Genomic DNA, 16841 nt, shown 5'->3' on the forward strand with positions numbered 1-16841 from the left:
CTTGGCGCATGACTTATCGGAAGCAGGTGCCAAGTGCATAGTTTAGCAATGATATCCATGGGGGAACATGCGCGGATCAAAGGGTGGACGACCAAGGTGGTTGAGCACCTTGGGAGAGCCTGGCCCAAGGGTGCGCCTGCGCGTACTGCCGGGTTCCCCGTATGAGCAGCAACCGCGGGGTTTTCATTGGCCAGCGCAAGGACCGGATGGGCGCGCGCCTGCTCATGATGCTGACCTGCATCCGTCTGGCTCAGGATTACCAGACCGACTACCGGATCAATTGGTTTCCGCAAGGGGCTGACGCGCCGGAACTGGATCACCCGCAAGAGCTGTTCACCCAAGACTGGATGACCTCGCATTTTCTGAACGCGCAGGATGTCGACGCCAGGATGCGTGATGCGCTGCCGGTCTGGAGCTTCCAGAACGATCCAACGTCTGAACGACTGAACGCGCATCTCGCATCGGGGCGTTCAGTGCTGGTCGAAGAGGGGTTCGAGGTATTGGCGTTCCCCTGGGAGGACATCGAAGCGATCCGTCCGCGTTACCGGGGTTTTATCCACTCGATCGGTTTCGCCGATGATATCCGGCCCATTATGAACCGGATCGACGAACAGCTGTCGGACAAGGGGGTCTCGGCCTATCACATCCGGCGTGGAGATATTCTGAACGGACTGCCTTGGAAGCACTCGACCTGGCCTGCCAAGATCGAGCCCGAAGAGTTCTATGAGGCGCATCTGGAAAAAACCAAAGGGTCGACCGCTATCATGTTTTCCGACCAGCCAGAGTTGCTGAGCCGGTTCCAGGGCCGCTTTCCAAACTTGATGCAAATGTCAGATATTGCAGACCTTTCGGGTTTGACCCGGGCCAAGCGCGACTTTCTGGAACTTTACGCCATGTCGCGGGCCGAGCAGGTGATTGCGCCCTTTATCTCGGCTTTTTCCATGGCAGCAGCGCGGATTTCCGGCCAGCAACGCAAGGTGTTCCGGGATGTTCTGACCGAGACCGAGATTCAACAGATCAATGACCGGGTGATTGATCGCGTCGCTCAGGGACCCGGTGCTTTTCTGAACCCGTCCGAGGCGGCACATGTGTATTCCAAGGCGGCCCAGTATCTGGTGGCGCAGGATCGCTGTCAGGAGGCGTATGATCTGGCGCAACCCATTCTGGACGCCGGGGCCGACAATGCCTTTTTGCCGTTGCTGCAGGCGTTGAACAGTTTCTACCTTGGAAAGTGGAAAGACAGCGATCAACTGGCTGCGGATGGGTTGGAAACTGCGCATCTGTGGCCCGAGGATTATGCCGTCCTCAGTGCCTTGCGCGGGGCCATTCTGGGTGCCCAAAAGAAACGTTGGGCTGCGACGCGTCATTTCGTGAAAGCGTTTTGGGCCAAGCCGTTACGACCTGATGTTGTTGTTCTGGGGTCGCGGATGCTGTACCGCGATCAACTGGCTTTTCGGATGTTGCCGCCGGTCGATTGGGCGATGCAGAAGCAGATACGCCAACGTCGCTTTCCGCCGTTCAACAACCTCTATTTGGTGCAGCACAAGGTGATTGCCCGGCAGCCCTGCAACTTTGACCTCGTTCTGTTGGATTGGTCCGATCTGGCGCTCGACCAGAAAGCCCGGCGGTTGTTTGACAATCACACCCGATTGCAAGCTCTGCAAAAGGCGCTGGAGAATGTCACAGTCGTGCCTGCGGATGACCCGCGCCTTGTGAGCGTTCAGTCTCAGTTGGCCTATCGCCTGGGTGAGATTTCCGGCGCGGACGCGATTGATATCGCGCGATCAGTCACAAGAGATATCCCGGAAGACGCCATTTTTCACAAGCGGTTATCCGATATTCTGGAAGTTGAAGGGGATGTGGATTCCGCGCGGACGGCCATGGACGCGGCGCTGAGCTGTGATCCCGAAAGCCCGTTCCTGATCTTTGCCAAGGGACGTTTGATGGAGCGGCTTGGCAAGGTAGGACAGGCAGAGAAACTGATCCAAAAAGCGGCTGATCTGGATGAGGTCACCGTCGCGATACAGGGTGCCGCCGGGCAGGTTTCCTTGCGGCGCGGCGAAAAGCAAAAAGCACGCAAATACCTGGAGCGTGCTCGGGACCTGTATCCACCATTCAAGAGATTCCATAACCAGTTGAAACGGATTTCGTAGTTGCGAACCGATGGCTGGCGGTGTGGCTGTCAGCTATCCGGAACAGCAATCTCTTGCCGCAGCTTGCCGGTTGTTTTGTCAAAAATCAGGATGCGGTTGTCATCGGTGACAACGGCGTACCAGTTGTTTCCGATGGTCAACGCCTGCGCCCTCGCACCGTCCGGTAATTCGATCTGATCGGGCAGTTTGGGTGTTCTGTCGGTTAGACGGATGACAATCAGGGCGAATGTCACTAGAACCCCGCCAATCATCACCGCGGTCAGCAACATGACCATGCGCCGCAACAGCCTGAGTTGTGGCGTTTCTTGCGGTTCCTGAGGTTCGGAAGGGTCAGTCATGGGCACCCGCCTGATAGAGTTCGTCATCGCGGCCGCGCCGCCACCCCGCCTTGATAAGGCGCTTGCACGGGATGTGCCAGAGCAAGAAAACTTGTCCCGCACACGCCTTGGCCGGCTGATCGAAGAGGGCGCCGTGTCAATCGATGGCGTCGCTGTACATGACCCCAAGGCCAGGGTTTCGGAAGGCGCGCAGGTCGGCGTTCGGATTGCAGAGGCCGAGGATAGCCATATCGGACCCGAAGACATTCCTCTGGATGTGGTTTTCGAAGACGACGATTTGATTGTGGTCAACAAACCGGCAGGCATGGTGGTCCATCCGGCTCCGGGCTCTCCCAGCGGAACATTGGTCAATGCGCTGCTGCATCATTGTGGTGATGACCTTTCAGGCGTAGGCGGGGTCAAGCGGCCCGGCATCGTGCATCGGATCGACAAGGAAACCAGCGGTCTTCTGGTGGTGGCGAAATCCGATGCCGCCCATCACGGGCTGGCGGCGCAGTTCGAGGCGCACAGCGTTGAGCGTTATTACCGCGCCATATGCTACGGGGTGCCGGACGCCAATGATCCGCGCCTTCGGGGCGTCAAAGGGGTCAGTTTCGAGCCCGGTAACATCATGCGCCTAACAACCCAACTGGCGCGACACAAAACCGACCGGCAGAAACAGGCAGTCGTTTTTCATGGCGGACGACACGCGGTCACCCGGGCGCGCATCGTCGAGAGTTTTGGGGCGCCAAAGTCTCTCTCGTTGATCGAATGCTGGCTGGAAACCGGGCGCACGCATCAGATACGGGTGCACTTGGCCCACGCGGGTCATGGCCTGGTCGGTGATCCGGTCTATGGCGGAAGGCGCAAGCTCGCCGCGCGCGCCTTCAGTGCCGATGCGGTCGAGGCGGTGCGTCTTTTCCCACGTCAGGCGCTGCACGCCGCTGTTTTGGGGTTCAAGCACCCCGTGACTGGCGAAAGCCATCGCTTTGAAGCCCCGTTGCCCGAGGATATGGAGGCTCTGTTGGCGGGTTTGCGCCAGCCCGAGGCGTAATTCGCAATGCCTTGTGAAAAGGTCATTTTCAGCTTTTCTTTACATTCAGTTAATTCCAAACTGTTAACGGTACCACTTGAAAGTGCTGGGTGATGTACCCATATCGCATGTTAAGGGATTAAACATTTGTCCAAGGGGCAGACTTAAATGGCAAATTACAAAAATCTTCCCGCGCCGACACCCGAAGGTGGACTGAACCGCTATATGCAGGAGATTCGCAAGTTTCCTCTGCTGGAGCCGGAAGAAGAGTACATGCTGGCCAAACGCTGGGTCGAAGAACAGGATACAGAGGCCGCGCATAAGATGGTCACATCGCACCTGCGTCTCGCAGCCAAGATCGCCATGGGTTATCGCGGCTATGGCTTGCCGCAGGCCGAGGTGATTTCGGAGGCCAATGTGGGCCTGATGCAGGCGGTTAAACGGTTCGATCCGGAAAAGGGTTTCCGCCTTGCGACCTACGCGATGTGGTGGATTCGCGCTTCGATCCAGGAATACATCCTGCGGTCTTGGTCGCTGGTGAAACTGGGCACGACCTCGGCGCAGAAAAAGCTGTTTTTCAACCTGCGCAAGGCCAAGGCGCGCATCGGCGCGTTGGAAGAGGGCGATCTGCATCCCGATAACGTCGCCAGGATCGCCAATGATCTCGGCGTCACCGAAGAGGAAGTCATTAGCATGAACCGCCGCATGTCCGGCGGCGATGCCTCGCTGAACGCGACCGTCGGGTCCGAGGGCGAAGGCACCATGCAGTGGCAGGATTGGCTTGAGGATGAAGATGCCGACCAGGCGGGTGATTATGAGGCGCGGGACGAACTGGATGCCCGTCGCGAGTTGCTGGCTGCCGCGTTGGACGTTCTGAATGATCGTGAAAAAGACATTCTGACCCAACGCCGTCTGATGGATCAGGTCGTCACGCTGGAAGACCTGAGCACGCAGTACAATGTCAGCCGCGAGCGGATTCGTCAGATTGAAGTGCGCGCCTTTGAAAAACTGCAAAAGAAAATGCGCGAACTGGCGCGTGAAAAGGGGATGCTGGGCTCGGCCTGATTGACCCGTTTTCTTAATCATTAAGCCGGTCTGATTCCCGTCAGGCCGGTTTTCTCGCGTATAGGTGAGCGTGACAGGCATGACAGACGGGCCCGCTGTTGGTAAAAGACCTGAAATTCGATAGCGCTAACGACGCGCGACGCGCGCACGACAGAGGGACGATCATGCAAAAACCGGTTCAATGGGGTATTCTTGGGGCCTCGAAATTCGCGCGCGAACAGATGGCGCCTGCTATTCACGCGGCTCATGGCGCGCGTTTGGCCGGGCTGGCCACATCCGACCCGGTCAAGGCCGAACCGTTTCAGCAGTTTTGCCCGGATTTGAATGTTTATAGCAGCTATGACGCGTTGTTGGCGGACCCGGCAATCGACGCGGTCTATATCCCGCTGCCCAACCATCTTCATGTGGAATGGAGCCTGAAGGCGTTGGACGCGGGCAAGCATGTGCTGTGCGAAAAACCGATGACAATGAAGGCGGAAGAGTTCGATCAGCTGATCGCGAAACGGGATCAGACCGGCCTGCTGGCAGCTGAGGCCTATATGATTGTCCATCACCCGCAATGGCAACTGGCACGCAAACTGATTACCGACGGGGCGATCGGCAAACTGGTGCATGTGACCGGCGTGTTCAGTTATGACAACCGTGCGGATACAGGCAACATCCGCAACCGTCCGGAAACCGGCGGCGGCGGACTGCGCGATATCGGAGTGTATGTGATCGGCAGCGCCCGGTTCGCATCGGGGCAGGAGCCCGCTTCGGTCACCAGCGCAATCCGGTGGGAGAATGACGTGGATGTCTTCACCGAGATTCGGGCGCGGTTTCCCGATTTCACCTATTCGGCATACGTCTCGACCCGAATGCACCCGCATCAGGAAATGGAGTTTCACGGCGAAGGCGGTGTTATCCGCCTGACGGCACCGTTCAACGCGCGCCTCTTTGGTGAGGCACGGGTTGAGCTGCACCGCCCGGGTCTGGAACTCCAGGTCACTCGCTTTCCTGGCGACGATCAGTACAAGCTGCAGGTCGAAGCCTTTGGACGTACCGTGCGCGAAGGGGCCGAGTATCCCTGTCCGCTTGAATTCGCACGTGGCACCCAAGAGGTGATTGACCGCGTGTTCGAGGGTGCTGCGCCCTTGTAACTTGTCACGGGCAGGGCAGCTTGATTAATCTGGTTTGACCAGATCAGGAGGATGCAATGGCGGGCGGCTGGGCGCGCGACGGCGCGGTGAGTGAACAGATCGAAGCGTCGATTTCGGATGAACTGGCACGGATGCAGGCGCAAAAGCGTCCTGTGGGTGAAAGCCTGACCCATTGTGCTGAATGCGAAGAACCCATCCCCGAAAAACGCCGCATCGCGCTGCCGGGGGTCAAGCTGTGTCTGGATTGCCAGCAGGACCGCGACAGCAGCTTCAAGGCACGTGGTGGGATCAACCGGCGCGGGTCTAAAGACAGTCAGCTCAAATAGCGCGAGGCGCCGGTGCAAGACACATCGCAAAGATCGTCTTGGTTTCAGAGCGGTCTGGTTCTGGGTTTTCTCGCGGCGTTTCTGTGGGGCACGCACAGCGTCATCGTGCGCTATCTAACAAGCGATTTGGGCGGGTTGCAGATCGCAGTGTCGCGTCTGTTCATTGCGGCGCTTGCGATCTATTGCATGTTGCGGTTGATGAAAGCCCAGGTTTCGATCCGGTTTGGAGACTGGAACTTTCGGCTGGCGGTTTTGTCGACCGTGATAAATTACATCCTGTTTCACATAGGGTTGGAGCATACAGGTGCAGCCAACGCCATGGTGTTGGAGAACACCGCCCCTTTCTTCGTACTTCTTTTTCTGTATTTCTTTGCGGATACCACCGTTGCGCGCAGGGATGTGCTGGCGACGATCTTGGCGATCCTTGGTGTGTTTCTGACTGTTTATCGCGACTTTCAAGGCGGCGGAGAACCTTTGCTGGGCGACCTGATGGAGATCGGAGCAGGGCTGAGCTGGGCGGTGTTTCTGATCTCAAGCAGTCGCGCGATGCAGGCGTCGCAAACCACCGCCGAACGGCTGAATTTCCTGTTCGGCATCTTCCTGTGCTCAGGCGTGATGTTGGTGCCGTTGGCAGCCTTCTCACTGCAGATGCCCACCGCTAACGATCTTGTTTTCCTGATCCTGCTGGGCGTCTTGCCGACCGCGCTGGCCTATTACCTGTGGTACGAGGCCGCCGCGCGGGTTTCGACCCTGACGGCGACCCTGATGTTTGCGGCTTCGGTTGTGTTCACCTTCCTCAACGCGGCTCTGTTTCTGGGCGCGACCATCACGCCGCTTGCCGTTTTTGGCGCAGTACTGATCGTTGCAGCCATCTTCCTGACCACGTTGAAGAAGACCGACGAATAGGGGCTGGATCAGCCCTCCATCGCTTCCAATTCATCGATAAAGCCCGAGATCATCGACAGGCCTTTATTCCAAAAGGCGGGGTCACTGGCGTCCAATCCAAAGGGGGCCAGCAGTTCCTTGTGATGCTTGGACCCTCCGGCGCGCAGCATCTCGAAATACTTGTCTTCGAATCCGTCCGCGCCGCTTTCGTAAACCGAATAGAGCGCATTCACGAGACCATCGCCGAAGGCATAGGCGTAGACGTAGAAGGGCGAGTGGACGAAATGCGGGATGTAGGCCCAGAAGGTCTCATAGCCCTCCATGAACTCGAATGCGGGTCCAAGGCTTTCGGCCTGAACGCTCATCCAAAGGGCGTTAATGTCATCCGGGGTCAGCTCACCCTCGCGGCGCGCGGCGTGGAGTTTGCATTCGAAATCGTAGAAGGCGATCTGGCGGACCACCGTGTTGATCATATCCTCAACCTTGCCTGCCAGCAGCACCTTGCGCTGTTCCGGGGTTTCGGCCTGATCCAGCATTTTGCGGAAAGTCAGCATTTCGCCAAATACGCTGGCGGTTTCGGCGAGTGTCAGAGGCGTAGACGACAACATCTCGCCCTGATCGGCGGCCAGCACCTGATGCACACCGTGGCCCAATTCGTGCGCCAGCGTCATCACATCGCGCGGTTTGCCCAGATAATTGAGCATCACATAGGGGTGTACGTCCGTGACGGTCGGATGCGCAAACGCTCCGGGGGCCTTGCCGGGTTTGACTGCTGCATCGATCCAACCCTTCGAGAAGAAGGGAGACGCGATCTCACCCATACGTGGATCAAAGGCGTTATAGGCATCCATAACGGTTTTCTCGGCCTCGTCCCAACCGACGATGCGGGTGTCTTCCATCGGCAGCGGTGCGTTGCGGTCCCAGACCTGCATCACGTCCAGTCCCAACCATTTGCGCTTCAACTCATAGTAGCGATGGCTCAGCTTGGGGTAGGCGGCAACGACCGCCTCGCGCAGGGCCTCGACCACTTCGGGTTCGACGTCATTAGACAGGTGGCGGCCGGTCTGCGCGGTCGGCATGTTCCGCCAGCGATCAATGATTTCCTTTTCCTTGGCCTGTGTGTTGTGAACGCGGGCAAAGGTTTTGAGGTTCGCCTGAAACACGTTTGCCAGCTCACGCGCGGCAGCTTCGCGCTTGGCGCGGTCCTGTTCCGTCAGCAGGTTCAGCGTGCCTTCGATGTTCAGCTCTTCCCCATCGACAGTAAAGGTCAGGCCAGCAATGGTTTCGTCGAACAGGCGTTCCCAGGCATCCCCGACAACGCCCAGATCATGCATGAATTTCTCAAGCTCATCCGACAGTTGATAGGGCTTCATCGCCCGAATACGGCGGAACACAGGCTCATAGCGTGCCAGATCGGCATTGGCCGAGAAATGCGACTTCAGCACATCATCATCGATCCGGTTGATCTCGAGCGTGAAAAACACCAGAGGCGTGGTAAAGATCGTGATCTTTTCCTGCATGTCCGACAGGAATTTGGCGCGATCCGCATCGGTGGTCAGCTGATAATAACGTAGACCGGCAAAAGACATTATGCGCCCGGCGATGCCGTTGATTTTCTCGTTGCGATGAACGCAGCGCAAAAGACCTGCGGCATCCAGATCCGCCAGCTTGCCCTCATAATCCGCTGCAAAAGATGCACATTCACCTTCCAACCAGTCCAGATCGCGCGCCAGTTCGGGCGCGTCTTCCGAGGTATATAGATCGCTGAGATTCCATTCCGGCAGGTTGCCAAGGTTGTCGGCCCCTCCAACTGCGTTTGCGTCACGGACTGGAAAGGGAAGGTCGCGCATGGATCACCTCGATAAATCTGCTTTGGCAAACATCTAGGCCCGAGGGGCGGGGATCACAAGCGGCCTTTGATCACAGAGTGACTTACTTCGACAGGATCATTGAGGACGAGGCGTTTGCTCCGGCGCTGGTAAAGTGCGTCGCCAATTGTTCGAACACCGGCCCGCGCACATCCGGGCCTTCCATCAGGACTTCGTGTTCGCCGTCCGGAATCTCGACCAGAGTGCCGCTGGGCCAGTCTGCCATGCGTGCGCGGATCGCCTTGCGATCGACGATCTGTTCGTGGCTGCCCAGAAAAGTCAGTGCGGGTATTTCCGGGGCGTTCTGATCCATCAGCCATGCACATTCATCCAGTGCCTCGCGCAGCCAGATGGTGGATGGCGCGCCCAGAGCAAGCTCGGGATGAGCCGTCAGCTGGTCTTTCATCATCTGGTACATCGCAGGATCGCGGGTCAGAAAGTTGCCGTCGAATGGCTGCGAGGACACATAGCTTTCCAGCGACGTCGTGGGCGGCGTTTTCTCGCCCAGACCTATCTTGGGTCCCCAATAGGCCGTCAACCGGCTGAGCGGCTTCATCAGCGGAGTGAAAAAGATCCCCCACATCGGGCCGGTAAAGGCGCAGGCGGTGAATTGGTCGTTCTCAAGAACGGTTCGCAGGCCGATTGCGCCGCCCATGGAATGCCCGATCACGTACCACGGTTTTGGAAGATTCAGTTCGACCGCCAACTCCAGCGTGGCGGCAACGTCATGCTGATAGTCGGTAAACACGTCCACATGCCCGACGCGAGGGTCATCCAGCAAGCGGTCAGCCAGCCCCTGTCCGCGCCAGTCAATCGCGAGCGTAGCAAAGCCGCGATTCACGAATTCACGGGCGGTATCGCCGTATTTCTCGATATATTCCGTGCGGCCCGGGAACAGCATGACGGTGCCGGCTGCCGCACCCTCGGGCAGCCAATGACCGACACGAATGCGTTTCCCGTCGGCAGTGGTCACCCAATGCGCGGTGCCACCGGCAGGACCGCCGGCCACGTCTTCGAAAAAGGGGGCCGGCGTTGCTGTCATCAGGCTAACGCCGATGCCAGTTGCATCGCAACACCCATGTCGCCATCCACGGTCAGCTTGCCCGACATGAACGCGCCCGTGGGGTTCAATTCACCGCTGAGGATCTGTTCAAACGTCTCGGCATCTGCGCTCATGGTCACTTCGGCATCTTCGTCGCTGACGCGCGCGCCACTGGCATCCAGTACGATCGAGCCGAGGTCTGCGATGTCAAATTTTGCCGACGCGCTGAAGCCGCCATCCGCCAGTTTTTCATTCAGTGCGGCTGCGGCCTTTTCCAGAGTATCGCTCATACTTTTCCTCACTTTGAATTGTGCGCCGAGAATGGACATCCTGAGGCGCTGCGCTACAGTGACCAATGTTATGAGCATTGCAAGCACCAAACTCAAAGGTATCGTTGCGGCAACAGTGTTGCTAGTCACGTATTCCACCAATTCGCTGGCGCAGCAGGCCGATTCCCGTGACGAATCCGAACTGCTGGGCAAGCTGGCGCAGGCCTCGCCCGAACAGGCCGCCGGGTTGGACCGTCAGCTCAAGGCGTTGTGGTCGCAGTCCGGATCGGCCTCGGCGGACTTGCTGTTGGAGCGTGCGCGTGAGGCTTTGGACGATGGTGATGTGGCAGCGGCCATCGATCATCTGACGGCGCTGACGGACCACGCCCCGGACTTTGCCGAAGGCTGGTTCGTACGGGCCTCGGCCTTTTTTGGCATCGACCGGTATGGAATGGCGGCTGCGGACCTGGAACATGCGCTGACGCTGAACCCCAACAATTACGAAGCGATCTACGGTCTGGGCCTGATCTTCGAGGTTCTGGATAAGCCGCAACAGGCCATGGATGCATATGAGCGGGCACTGGCTATACATCCTCATCACGAAGAAGTAACCAAGGCCGTGAATCGATTGAAGCCTCGGGTCCAGGGATCGTCCCTTTAACAACCGGGGCAGGGGGCAAAGGTGAGCGGGTCATCCCGAATCGTGGCCGTACTTGGCCCGACCAACACAGGTAAAACTCATTACGCGATTGAACGTATGCTGGGCTACCGGACGGGTGTCATCGGTCTGCCGTTGCGACTGCTGGCGCGTGAGGTCTATGACAAGATCGTTGCCATTCGCGGGCCGTCGGTCGTGGCGCTTGTGACGGGCGAAGAGCGCATCGTACCGCCGCGCACGCAGTACTGGGTCTGCACGGTCGAGGCGATGCCCGAGGGTATGGGCGCGGATTTCGTGGCCATCGACGAAATCCAGCTTTGCGTCGATCCCGAACGCGGCCATGTGTTCACCGACCGACTGCTGCGGTCCCGTGGCACGCACGAGACCCTGTTTCTGGGGTCCGACACCATGCGCGGAACTATTGCGGCGCTGGTGCCAGAGGCGCAGTTCGCCCGGCGTGAACGTATGTCGCAGCTGGTCTATTCGGGCTCCAGGAAGATCAGCCGGATGCCCGCGTGCAGTGCGATCGTCGGCTTCTCGGTCGATAACGTTTATGCCATTGCCGAACTGCTACGTCGCCAAAAGGGCGGGGCGGCGGTGGTCATGGGTGCGCTCAGCCCGCGCACGCGGAATGCGCAGGTGGATTTGTATCAGAATGGCGAGGTCGACTATCTGGTCGCCACCGACGCCATCGGCATGGGGCTCAATCTGGACGTGAACCACGTGGCGTTCTCGTCCCTGACCAAATTCGACGGGCGGCGGATGCGGCCCTTGGCTCCTAACGAATTGGCTCAGATCGCCGGGCGCGCCGGGCGTGGTATGTCCGATGGCACATTTGGTGTGACTGGCGAGGCTCCGCCACTGGACGAGGGCGTGGCTCAGGCGATCATGGACAGCCGCTTTAAGCCTATGAAAAAGCTGAACTGGCGGAATGCCGCTTTGCGGTTTGGCTCGATCGAGGCGCTGATCGACTCGTTGGAAATCAGCCCGAACGACGAACATCTGGTCAAAGCGCGGCCCGCCGATGACCTGAACGTTCTGAAATCGCTGTCGCAAGTGACCGAAGTGATCGCCCGCGCCAGCGACCCGCAATCGGTCCGATTGCTGTGGGATGTATGTCGAATCCCTGATTTTCGCGGCATCAGCCACGCCGAACATGCCAGCCTGCTTGAGGTGATCTATGGCCACCTGCACGAACGCGGGTCCATTCCCGACGACTTCATGGCGCGGCAAATCCGCCGGATCGACCGGACAGACGGAGATATTGATGCGCTCTCCAAACGGCTGGCATACATTCGCACTTGGACATATGTTGCGCAGCGAAATGGCTGGGTGCGTGACGAATCCCATTGGCGCGCGGAAACGCGCACTGTAGAAGACAGGCTGTCGGACGCTCTGCATGACCGTTTGACCCAACGATTTGTGGACCGGCGCACATCCGTGTTGCTGCGCCGGCTCAAACAGAAGGAGGCCCTTTTGGCCGAAGTAAATGACAAGGGTGAAGTGACCGTCGAAGGCGAATTCGTCGGTCGTCTGGAAGGGTTCCGGTTTATCCCGGACAAAGCCGCGCAAGGGACCGAGGCGAAAGCCTTGAAATCCGCGTCTTTGCAAGCACTCGCACCGCAATTCCATCTGCGTGCCGACCGTTTCTACAACGCGCCCGATACCGAAATTGATTTCACCGATCAGGGAGGCCTGATGTGGGGCGAATACGCTGTCGGCAAGCTGGTTGCGGGCGCGGAGCCTCTGAAACCGGTTGTCGAAGTGTTCGTGGATGAGGCCGCAGGCCCGGACGTCGAACAGAAAGTGCAGCGCCGCCTGCAGCATTTCATCGACCGCAAGGTCGCCGCGCTGTTCGAGCCGCTTTTGAACCTGTCGCGCGATGAAGAACTGTCAGGCCTCGCCAAAGGCTTTGCCTTCCGCATGGTCGAAGCGCTGGGCGTGCTGCCCCGCGCGCAGGTTGCGCAAGAGGTCAAGGATCTGGATCAGGACGCCCGCGGCGCGCTGCGCAAGCATGGCATTCGGTTCGGTCAGTTCACCATCTTCATGCCGCTGCTGCTGAAACCCGCGCCGACGCGTCTGCGTCTGGTTCTGTGGGCGCTGTCCAGCGGATTGCAGGAATTCCCCGAAGCGCCTCCCCCGGGTCTGGTCACCGTGCCCGTCGCCAAGGATGCGCCGCAGGGTTACGACACCATGTGCGGCTACCGCGATGCGGGCGAGCGGTCTATTCGCATCGACATGCTGGAACGTCTGGCCGACATGCTGCGTGCCGAAGACAGCCGGGGAGGGTTCGAGGCCAAGGCCGACATGCTCTCGATCACCGGCATGACGCTGGAACAGTTCGCTGATCTGATGCAGGGGTTGGGCTACAAAGCCGAGCGTGGCGAGCGTGAAAAGGTCAAGGCAGCGCCTGCAGAACAGTCTGCCGCAGAAGCGCCTGAGCAACCTGCCGTCGAAGAAACCCCGGCAGACGCGGTTGCGACCGAAGAGGTGAGTGCACCCGCCGAGGCGCCAGCCGAGGCCACCGAAAGCACCGAGGCGGTAGCCGAGGCTCCTGTCGCAGAACCCGCATCGGATGAACCCGAGGTCGAAGTCTTCTACACCTTCACATGGGGTCGCCAACGCCAGCCAAACCGTGGTCCGCGTCGTGAACAAGGGCAGGGCAAAGGCAAACCGCGCGGGAAACCTCAGGGCAAACCGCAGGGCAAGAAGGGCGGCAAGCCTCAGGGGGCCAAATCCTTCTCGTCGCGGCCTCCGAAAAAGGAAAAAGCCATTGATCCCGACAACCCGTTTGCCGCCGCGCTGATGGGTCTGAAGGACGGCAACTAAAAGCCGATGGCCGAGGCCAAGCTGCGGATCGACAAATGGTTGTGGCAGGCGCGGTTCTTCAAGACCCGCAGCCTGTCCGCCAAACAGGTCAGTGGCGGCCATGTCCGGCTGAATGGAAACCGGGTGCTAAAGCCGGCGCAGGTTGTGGCTCCCGGTGACGTTCTGACCTTTCCACAAGGTCGCATCGTCCGTGTTGTCCGGATCGAAGCACTGGGTGACCGGCGCGGTCCTGCGTCCGAGGCACAAACTTTGTATACGGATTTGACCGAAAAACAGGACAAGCCGTCGAAAAACCCGGGCTATGAAGGAAAAGGTCGTCCCACCAAGAAAGATCGGCGCGCACTTGATCTTTCTCGTACGCAAGATGGCTGATCTTCCCTTGAAGAAGGGGCGATACTGATTTAGCTAGTCGCTCAAAGCGCAAATAGGAAACCCACGATGACCTACGTTGTCACTGAAAACTGCATTGGCTGCAAATACACCGACTGTGTCGAGGTATGTCCGGTGGACTGTTTCTATGAAGGTGAGAACACGCTGGTCATTCATCCGGATGAATGCATCGACTGCGGTGTGTGTGAACCGGAGTGCCCCGCCGACGCGATCCGCCCGGATACCGAGCCGGGCATGGATTCGTGGGTCGAATTCAATCGCAAATATTCGGAAATGTGGCCAGTGATCGTCACCAAGAAAGATCCGCTCCCCGAAGCCGAAGAACGCGACGGGGAAGAGGGCAAAATGGAGAAATATTTCTCCGAAGCGCCGGGCGAAGGCGGCTGAGCGATTCGCCCCTGAAATCCCGGTAATATGCAGGTGAGACCAGGTATAAGTTGCTGGGATCAAATGTGAATACTTGCATTTGGGTGTGTCGGCCTTTTGAGTGTCGCAAATTTGTGATATACTCATATCCTGAATGATGACTGTGATTGGGATGCACTCCACAAGTATGCTCGCTTTGGAGTACTGAATTATTGACAAAATCCCCACCTGACAGAGCCGCATTGTTGCTCTGGCCGGTGTGTTTTGTTGTGTGTGGCCCGGTCTGAAACCAAGGAAGAACCTGAATGTCCAAGTCGAAAAAGCTCGAGTTCCGCCCCAACGATTATGTTGTCTACCCCGCACATGGCGTGGGTCAGATCATCTCGATCGAAGAGCAGGACGTCGCCGGATTTTCACTCGAGCTGTTCGTGATCTCGTTTGAGAAAGACAAGATGACCCTGCGTGTGCCGACCAATAAGGTGACTGAATCCGGTCTGCGGTCGCTCAGCTCGCCGGATGTGATCAGCCAGGCGATGAAGACGCTGAAGGGCAAGGCCAAGGTCAAACGGGCCATGTGGTCGCGTCGGGCGCAGGAATATGAGCAGAAAATCAACTCGGGTGATCTGATTTCGATTGCCGAAGTTGTGCGCGACCTGCACCGCACCGACGATCAGCGCGAGCAAAGCTATTCCGAGCGCCAGCTGTACGAAGCCGCGCTGGAACGTCTGACCCGCGAGGTTGCCGCCGTTTCGGGCGCAGATGAAATCTCTGCCGCAAAGCAGGTGGACGAGGTTCTGACTTCGCGCGCTGCCTGATCGCCGAGATATCGTTTTCTGGCCGTCCCTGTCGGGGCGGCCTTTTTTGTGCCGGTTTGCTTGGTCTGGCGGTGAATTTCCGTTAGTTTTCCGTCATGTGACGCGGCATGCGGGGGCGGCATGAAAAAAACGGTCAAAGCGCTCTATATCGGCAGAGGGCCGGTATCTGTTTGGTTCCGCTATGGTTTGATCCTGTTTGATACCGCATCGATCGTGTTTTTTGTCGGCACCGCAAACATTCCGCACGGGCCGGGCCTGACGGCCGCCAGCCTTGGTGTCGGGCTGTTGATCTTGCTGGATTTTCTTGCCCGCATGTGGATCGCGAAAGATCGGTGGAAACTGCTACGTAAAATTTACACACTGGCCGATATCGTGGTGATCGTGACGCTGTTGCTCGACCCGTTTCTGACCGGTAATCTGGCGTTTCTTCGAATCCTGCGGGCCTTGCGTCTGATCCACTCCTACCAGTTGCTGCGGGACCTGCGGCGCGACAGCCCGTTTTTCCGAACCCACGAGGACGCTGTGATTGCGGCGGTGAACCTGTTGGTGTTCGTCTTCGCGACATCGACTGCCGTCTTGGTGTTCTTCATCCCGGATACCAGTCAAACCCCGTATATCGACGCGCTTTATTTCACTATGGCGACGCTGACCACGACGGGGTTCGGGGATATTACGCTGCAGACACCTGCGGGTAAGATTTTCTCGGTCTTTATCATGGTGGTCGGGGTGGCGCTGTTCGTGCGCTTGGCACAGGCGATTTTCATGCCTCAGAAGGTACGGCACAAATGCCCCAGTTGCGGGCTGTATCGGCATGACCCGGATGCGGTTCATTGCAAGCATTGCGGGGGCACGCTGCGGATTGAAACCGGCGGCTTGTCCTAGATCAGCGCGATCAGGGTCAACAGGAATGCGATCTCGGAGATCTGTTGCGCCGCGCCCAGAATATCTCCTGTCTGGCCGCCGATTTTCGATTTGGCAATGGAGCCGACCAGTGCGGCGGCAATCAGGGCAACAACCATCGGCAAAATCGCACCCGACCCCAACAGCAAAACCGACAGAGCGATGGCAAGCCCCAGACCGGTCAAAACAGACAGGGCCGGAGGCGTGCCGACGCTTTGGCTTAGCCCGGATTGCCGTGCATTTCTCATCGTAAGCATAAGTCCCGGCAAAAGGGCGCGAGAGAAAAGGGAGGCCGCGAGGACACCCGTCAGCAGACGCGCATCCAGCAAAGTGACCACGGCGGCGATCCTCAGGGCCTGAGACAACATCAGCGACAGAACCCCATAGGTTCCGATATGGCTGTCCTTCATGATCTCAAGCCGCCGTTCGGGTGTAAATCCCCCCCACAGCCCATCGACCGTATCGGCCAGCCCGTCTTCGTGCATCGCACCGGTGGTGACAATCAGAATGGTCACCAGTCCAATGGCGACAGCTATAACGGGAAGTCCTAGCCATAGCCCGATCCAGCCAATCCCGCAGGCAAGGGCCGCCACGATCAGACCTGCAATGGGAAAGGCCCAGGCCGCCTTGGCCTGGCGGGCAAACAGGGCCTCTTGCAGGCGCGGCAGCGGCAGACGTGTCAGCAAGACCAGCGCAAGCGGGATATCCCACAGGGAAAACGGGGTGGTGTCGTTTTTGTGCACTCCCAGGCCTTTCCGGGTCTTGTTGCTTTGGCAGCATTGGTTA

The 16841-nt window shown here is 58.5% G+C and carries 17 protein-coding genes; 12 read left to right on the forward strand and 5 right to left on the reverse strand.

Features of this window, described 5'->3' with window-relative positions; genetic code table 11:
- Nucleotides 1-161: 161 nt before the first annotated feature.
- Complete coding sequence (locus ACRZ9X_RS04485; RefSeq protein ID WP_480516215.1) at nucleotides 162-2153, forward strand: tetratricopeptide repeat protein; 1992 nt, start codon at nucleotides 162-164, stop codon at nucleotides 2151-2153.
- A 29-nt stretch (nucleotides 2154-2182) separates the two neighbouring features.
- Here ACRZ9X_RS04485 and ACRZ9X_RS04490 read toward each other — a convergent pair whose 3' ends face one another.
- A complete protein-coding gene (locus ACRZ9X_RS04490; protein ID WP_480516217.1) occupies nucleotides 2183-2491 on the reverse strand; it encodes a DUF6476 family protein in 309 nt (102 codons plus the stop codon).
- On the opposite strand from ACRZ9X_RS04490, the gene ACRZ9X_RS04495 reads away from it, so the two are divergent.
- From ACRZ9X_RS04495 to ACRZ9X_RS04515, 5 genes are all read left to right on the forward strand, one after another.
- Nucleotides 2490-3524, forward strand: a complete 1035-nt coding sequence (locus ACRZ9X_RS04495) for an RluA family pseudouridine synthase (RefSeq protein ID WP_480516219.1) — start codon at nucleotides 2490-2492, stop codon at nucleotides 3522-3524. The two genes, ACRZ9X_RS04490 and ACRZ9X_RS04495, sit on opposite strands and share 2 nt — an antisense overlap.
- Before the next feature lie 147 nt (nucleotides 3525-3671).
- Nucleotides 3672-4568, forward strand: a complete 897-nt coding sequence (gene rpoH, locus ACRZ9X_RS04500; RefSeq protein WP_480516221.1) for an RNA polymerase sigma factor RpoH — start codon at nucleotides 3672-3674, stop codon at nucleotides 4566-4568.
- A gap of 164 nt (nucleotides 4569-4732) precedes the next feature.
- Nucleotides 4733-5707, forward strand: coding sequence for a Gfo/Idh/MocA family protein (locus tag ACRZ9X_RS04505; protein ID WP_480516223.1), 975 nt, complete (start codon nucleotides 4733-4735; stop codon nucleotides 5705-5707).
- A gap of 56 nt (nucleotides 5708-5763) precedes the next feature.
- Entirely contained in the window at nucleotides 5764-6033 is a 270-nt protein-coding gene (locus ACRZ9X_RS04510) for a DksA/TraR family C4-type zinc finger protein (RefSeq protein ID WP_480516225.1), read from the forward strand.
- A 12-nt stretch (nucleotides 6034-6045) separates the two neighbouring features.
- Nucleotides 6046-6939: a DMT family transporter gene (locus ACRZ9X_RS04515; RefSeq protein ID WP_480516227.1), complete on the forward strand. Its 894-nt coding sequence runs from the start codon at nucleotides 6046-6048 to the stop codon at nucleotides 6937-6939.
- 8 nt (nucleotides 6940-6947) lie between these two features.
- Here the strand turns inward: ACRZ9X_RS04515 and ACRZ9X_RS04520 are convergent, their stop codons facing one another.
- The 3 genes from ACRZ9X_RS04520 to ACRZ9X_RS04530 form a co-directional block, all read right to left on the reverse strand.
- Entirely contained in the window at nucleotides 6948-8768 is a 1821-nt protein-coding gene (locus ACRZ9X_RS04520) for a M3 family oligoendopeptidase (protein WP_480516229.1), read from the reverse strand.
- Nucleotides 8769-8850: 82 nt separating this feature from the next.
- Nucleotides 8851-9828 carry an alpha/beta fold hydrolase gene (locus ACRZ9X_RS04525; protein WP_480516231.1) on the reverse strand — a complete coding sequence of 326 codons (978 nt, stop codon included), beginning with the start codon at nucleotides 9826-9828 and terminating at the stop codon, nucleotides 8851-8853.
- Complete coding sequence (locus ACRZ9X_RS04530; RefSeq protein ID WP_480516233.1) at nucleotides 9828-10118, reverse strand: SCP2 sterol-binding domain-containing protein; 291 nt, start codon at nucleotides 10116-10118, stop codon at nucleotides 9828-9830. Before ACRZ9X_RS04530 ends, ACRZ9X_RS04525 begins: the two co-directional genes overlap by 1 nt.
- 70 nt (nucleotides 10119-10188) lie before the next feature.
- On the opposite strand from ACRZ9X_RS04530, the gene ACRZ9X_RS04535 reads away from it, so the two are divergent.
- The 6 genes from ACRZ9X_RS04535 to ACRZ9X_RS04560 all read left to right on the forward strand — a co-directional run bounded on the left by ACRZ9X_RS04535 (nucleotide 10189) and on the right by ACRZ9X_RS04560 (nucleotide 16037).
- Nucleotides 10189-10758 carry a tetratricopeptide repeat protein gene (locus tag ACRZ9X_RS04535; RefSeq protein WP_480516235.1) on the forward strand — a complete coding sequence of 190 codons (570 nt, stop codon included), beginning with the start codon at nucleotides 10189-10191 and terminating at the stop codon, nucleotides 10756-10758.
- A 21-nt stretch (nucleotides 10759-10779) separates the two neighbouring features.
- Nucleotides 10780-13584: a helicase-related protein gene (locus tag ACRZ9X_RS04540; RefSeq protein WP_480516237.1), complete on the forward strand. Its 2805-nt coding sequence runs from the start codon at nucleotides 10780-10782 to the stop codon at nucleotides 13582-13584.
- Nucleotides 13585-13590: 6 nt separating this feature from the next.
- Nucleotides 13591-13956 carry an RNA-binding S4 domain-containing protein gene (locus ACRZ9X_RS04545; protein WP_480516239.1) on the forward strand — a complete coding sequence of 122 codons (366 nt, stop codon included), beginning with the start codon at nucleotides 13591-13593 and terminating at the stop codon, nucleotides 13954-13956.
- A 66-nt stretch (nucleotides 13957-14022) separates the two neighbouring features.
- Nucleotides 14023-14361: a ferredoxin FdxA gene (fdxA, locus tag ACRZ9X_RS04550; RefSeq protein WP_480516241.1), complete on the forward strand. Its 339-nt coding sequence runs from the start codon at nucleotides 14023-14025 to the stop codon at nucleotides 14359-14361.
- A gap of 284 nt (nucleotides 14362-14645) precedes the next feature.
- Nucleotides 14646-15155 (forward strand): CarD family transcriptional regulator, encoded by a 510-nt coding sequence (locus ACRZ9X_RS04555; protein ID WP_170572040.1) that lies wholly within the window; start codon nucleotides 14646-14648, stop codon nucleotides 15153-15155.
- Between the two features lie 120 nt (nucleotides 15156-15275).
- A complete protein-coding gene (locus ACRZ9X_RS04560) occupies nucleotides 15276-16037 on the forward strand; it encodes an ion channel (protein ID WP_480516243.1) in 762 nt (253 codons plus the stop codon).
- On the opposite strand, the gene cobS is transcribed toward ACRZ9X_RS04560, so the two are convergent.
- Nucleotides 16034-16798, reverse strand: coding sequence for an adenosylcobinamide-GDP ribazoletransferase (cobS, locus tag ACRZ9X_RS04565; protein WP_480516245.1), 765 nt, complete (start codon nucleotides 16796-16798; stop codon nucleotides 16034-16036). The two genes, ACRZ9X_RS04560 and cobS, sit on opposite strands and share 4 nt — an antisense overlap.
- Between the last annotated feature and the right edge of the window lie 43 nt (nucleotides 16799-16841).

The organism is Ruegeria sp. AL1, from assembly GCF_056540905.1.

Coding starts and splice junctions, on each gene's coding strand:
- ACRZ9X_RS04485 (WP_480516215.1), top strand. CDS start 162: ATGAGCAGCAACCGCGGGGTTTTCATTGGCCAGCGCAAGGACCGGATG.
- ACRZ9X_RS04495 (WP_480516219.1), top strand. CDS start 2,490: ATGGGCACCCGCCTGATAGAGTTCGTCATCGCGGCCGCGCCGCCACCC.
- ACRZ9X_RS04490 (WP_480516217.1), bottom strand. CDS start 2,491: ATGACTGACCCTTCCGAACCTCAGGAACCGCAAGAAACGCCACAACTC.
- rpoH (WP_480516221.1), top strand. CDS start 3,672: ATGGCAAATTACAAAAATCTTCCCGCGCCGACACCCGAAGGTGGACTG.
- ACRZ9X_RS04505 (WP_480516223.1), top strand. CDS start 4,733: ATGCAAAAACCGGTTCAATGGGGTATTCTTGGGGCCTCGAAATTCGCG.
- ACRZ9X_RS04510 (WP_480516225.1), top strand. CDS start 5,764: ATGGCGGGCGGCTGGGCGCGCGACGGCGCGGTGAGTGAACAGATCGAA.
- ACRZ9X_RS04520 (WP_480516229.1), bottom strand. CDS start 8,768: ATGCGCGACCTTCCCTTTCCAGTCCGTGACGCAAACGCAGTTGGAGGG.
- ACRZ9X_RS04525 (WP_480516231.1), bottom strand. CDS start 9,828: ATGACAGCAACGCCGGCCCCCTTTTTCGAAGACGTGGCCGGCGGTCCT.
- ACRZ9X_RS04530 (WP_480516233.1), bottom strand. CDS start 10,118: ATGAGCGATACTCTGGAAAAGGCCGCAGCCGCACTGAATGAAAAACTG.
- ACRZ9X_RS04535 (WP_480516235.1), top strand. CDS start 10,189: ATGAGCATTGCAAGCACCAAACTCAAAGGTATCGTTGCGGCAACAGTG.
- ACRZ9X_RS04545 (WP_480516239.1), top strand. CDS start 13,591: ATGGCCGAGGCCAAGCTGCGGATCGACAAATGGTTGTGGCAGGCGCGG.
- fdxA (WP_480516241.1), top strand. CDS start 14,023: ATGACCTACGTTGTCACTGAAAACTGCATTGGCTGCAAATACACCGAC.
- ACRZ9X_RS04555 (WP_170572040.1), top strand. CDS start 14,646: ATGTCCAAGTCGAAAAAGCTCGAGTTCCGCCCCAACGATTATGTTGTC.
- ACRZ9X_RS04560 (WP_480516243.1), top strand. CDS start 15,276: ATGAAAAAAACGGTCAAAGCGCTCTATATCGGCAGAGGGCCGGTATCT.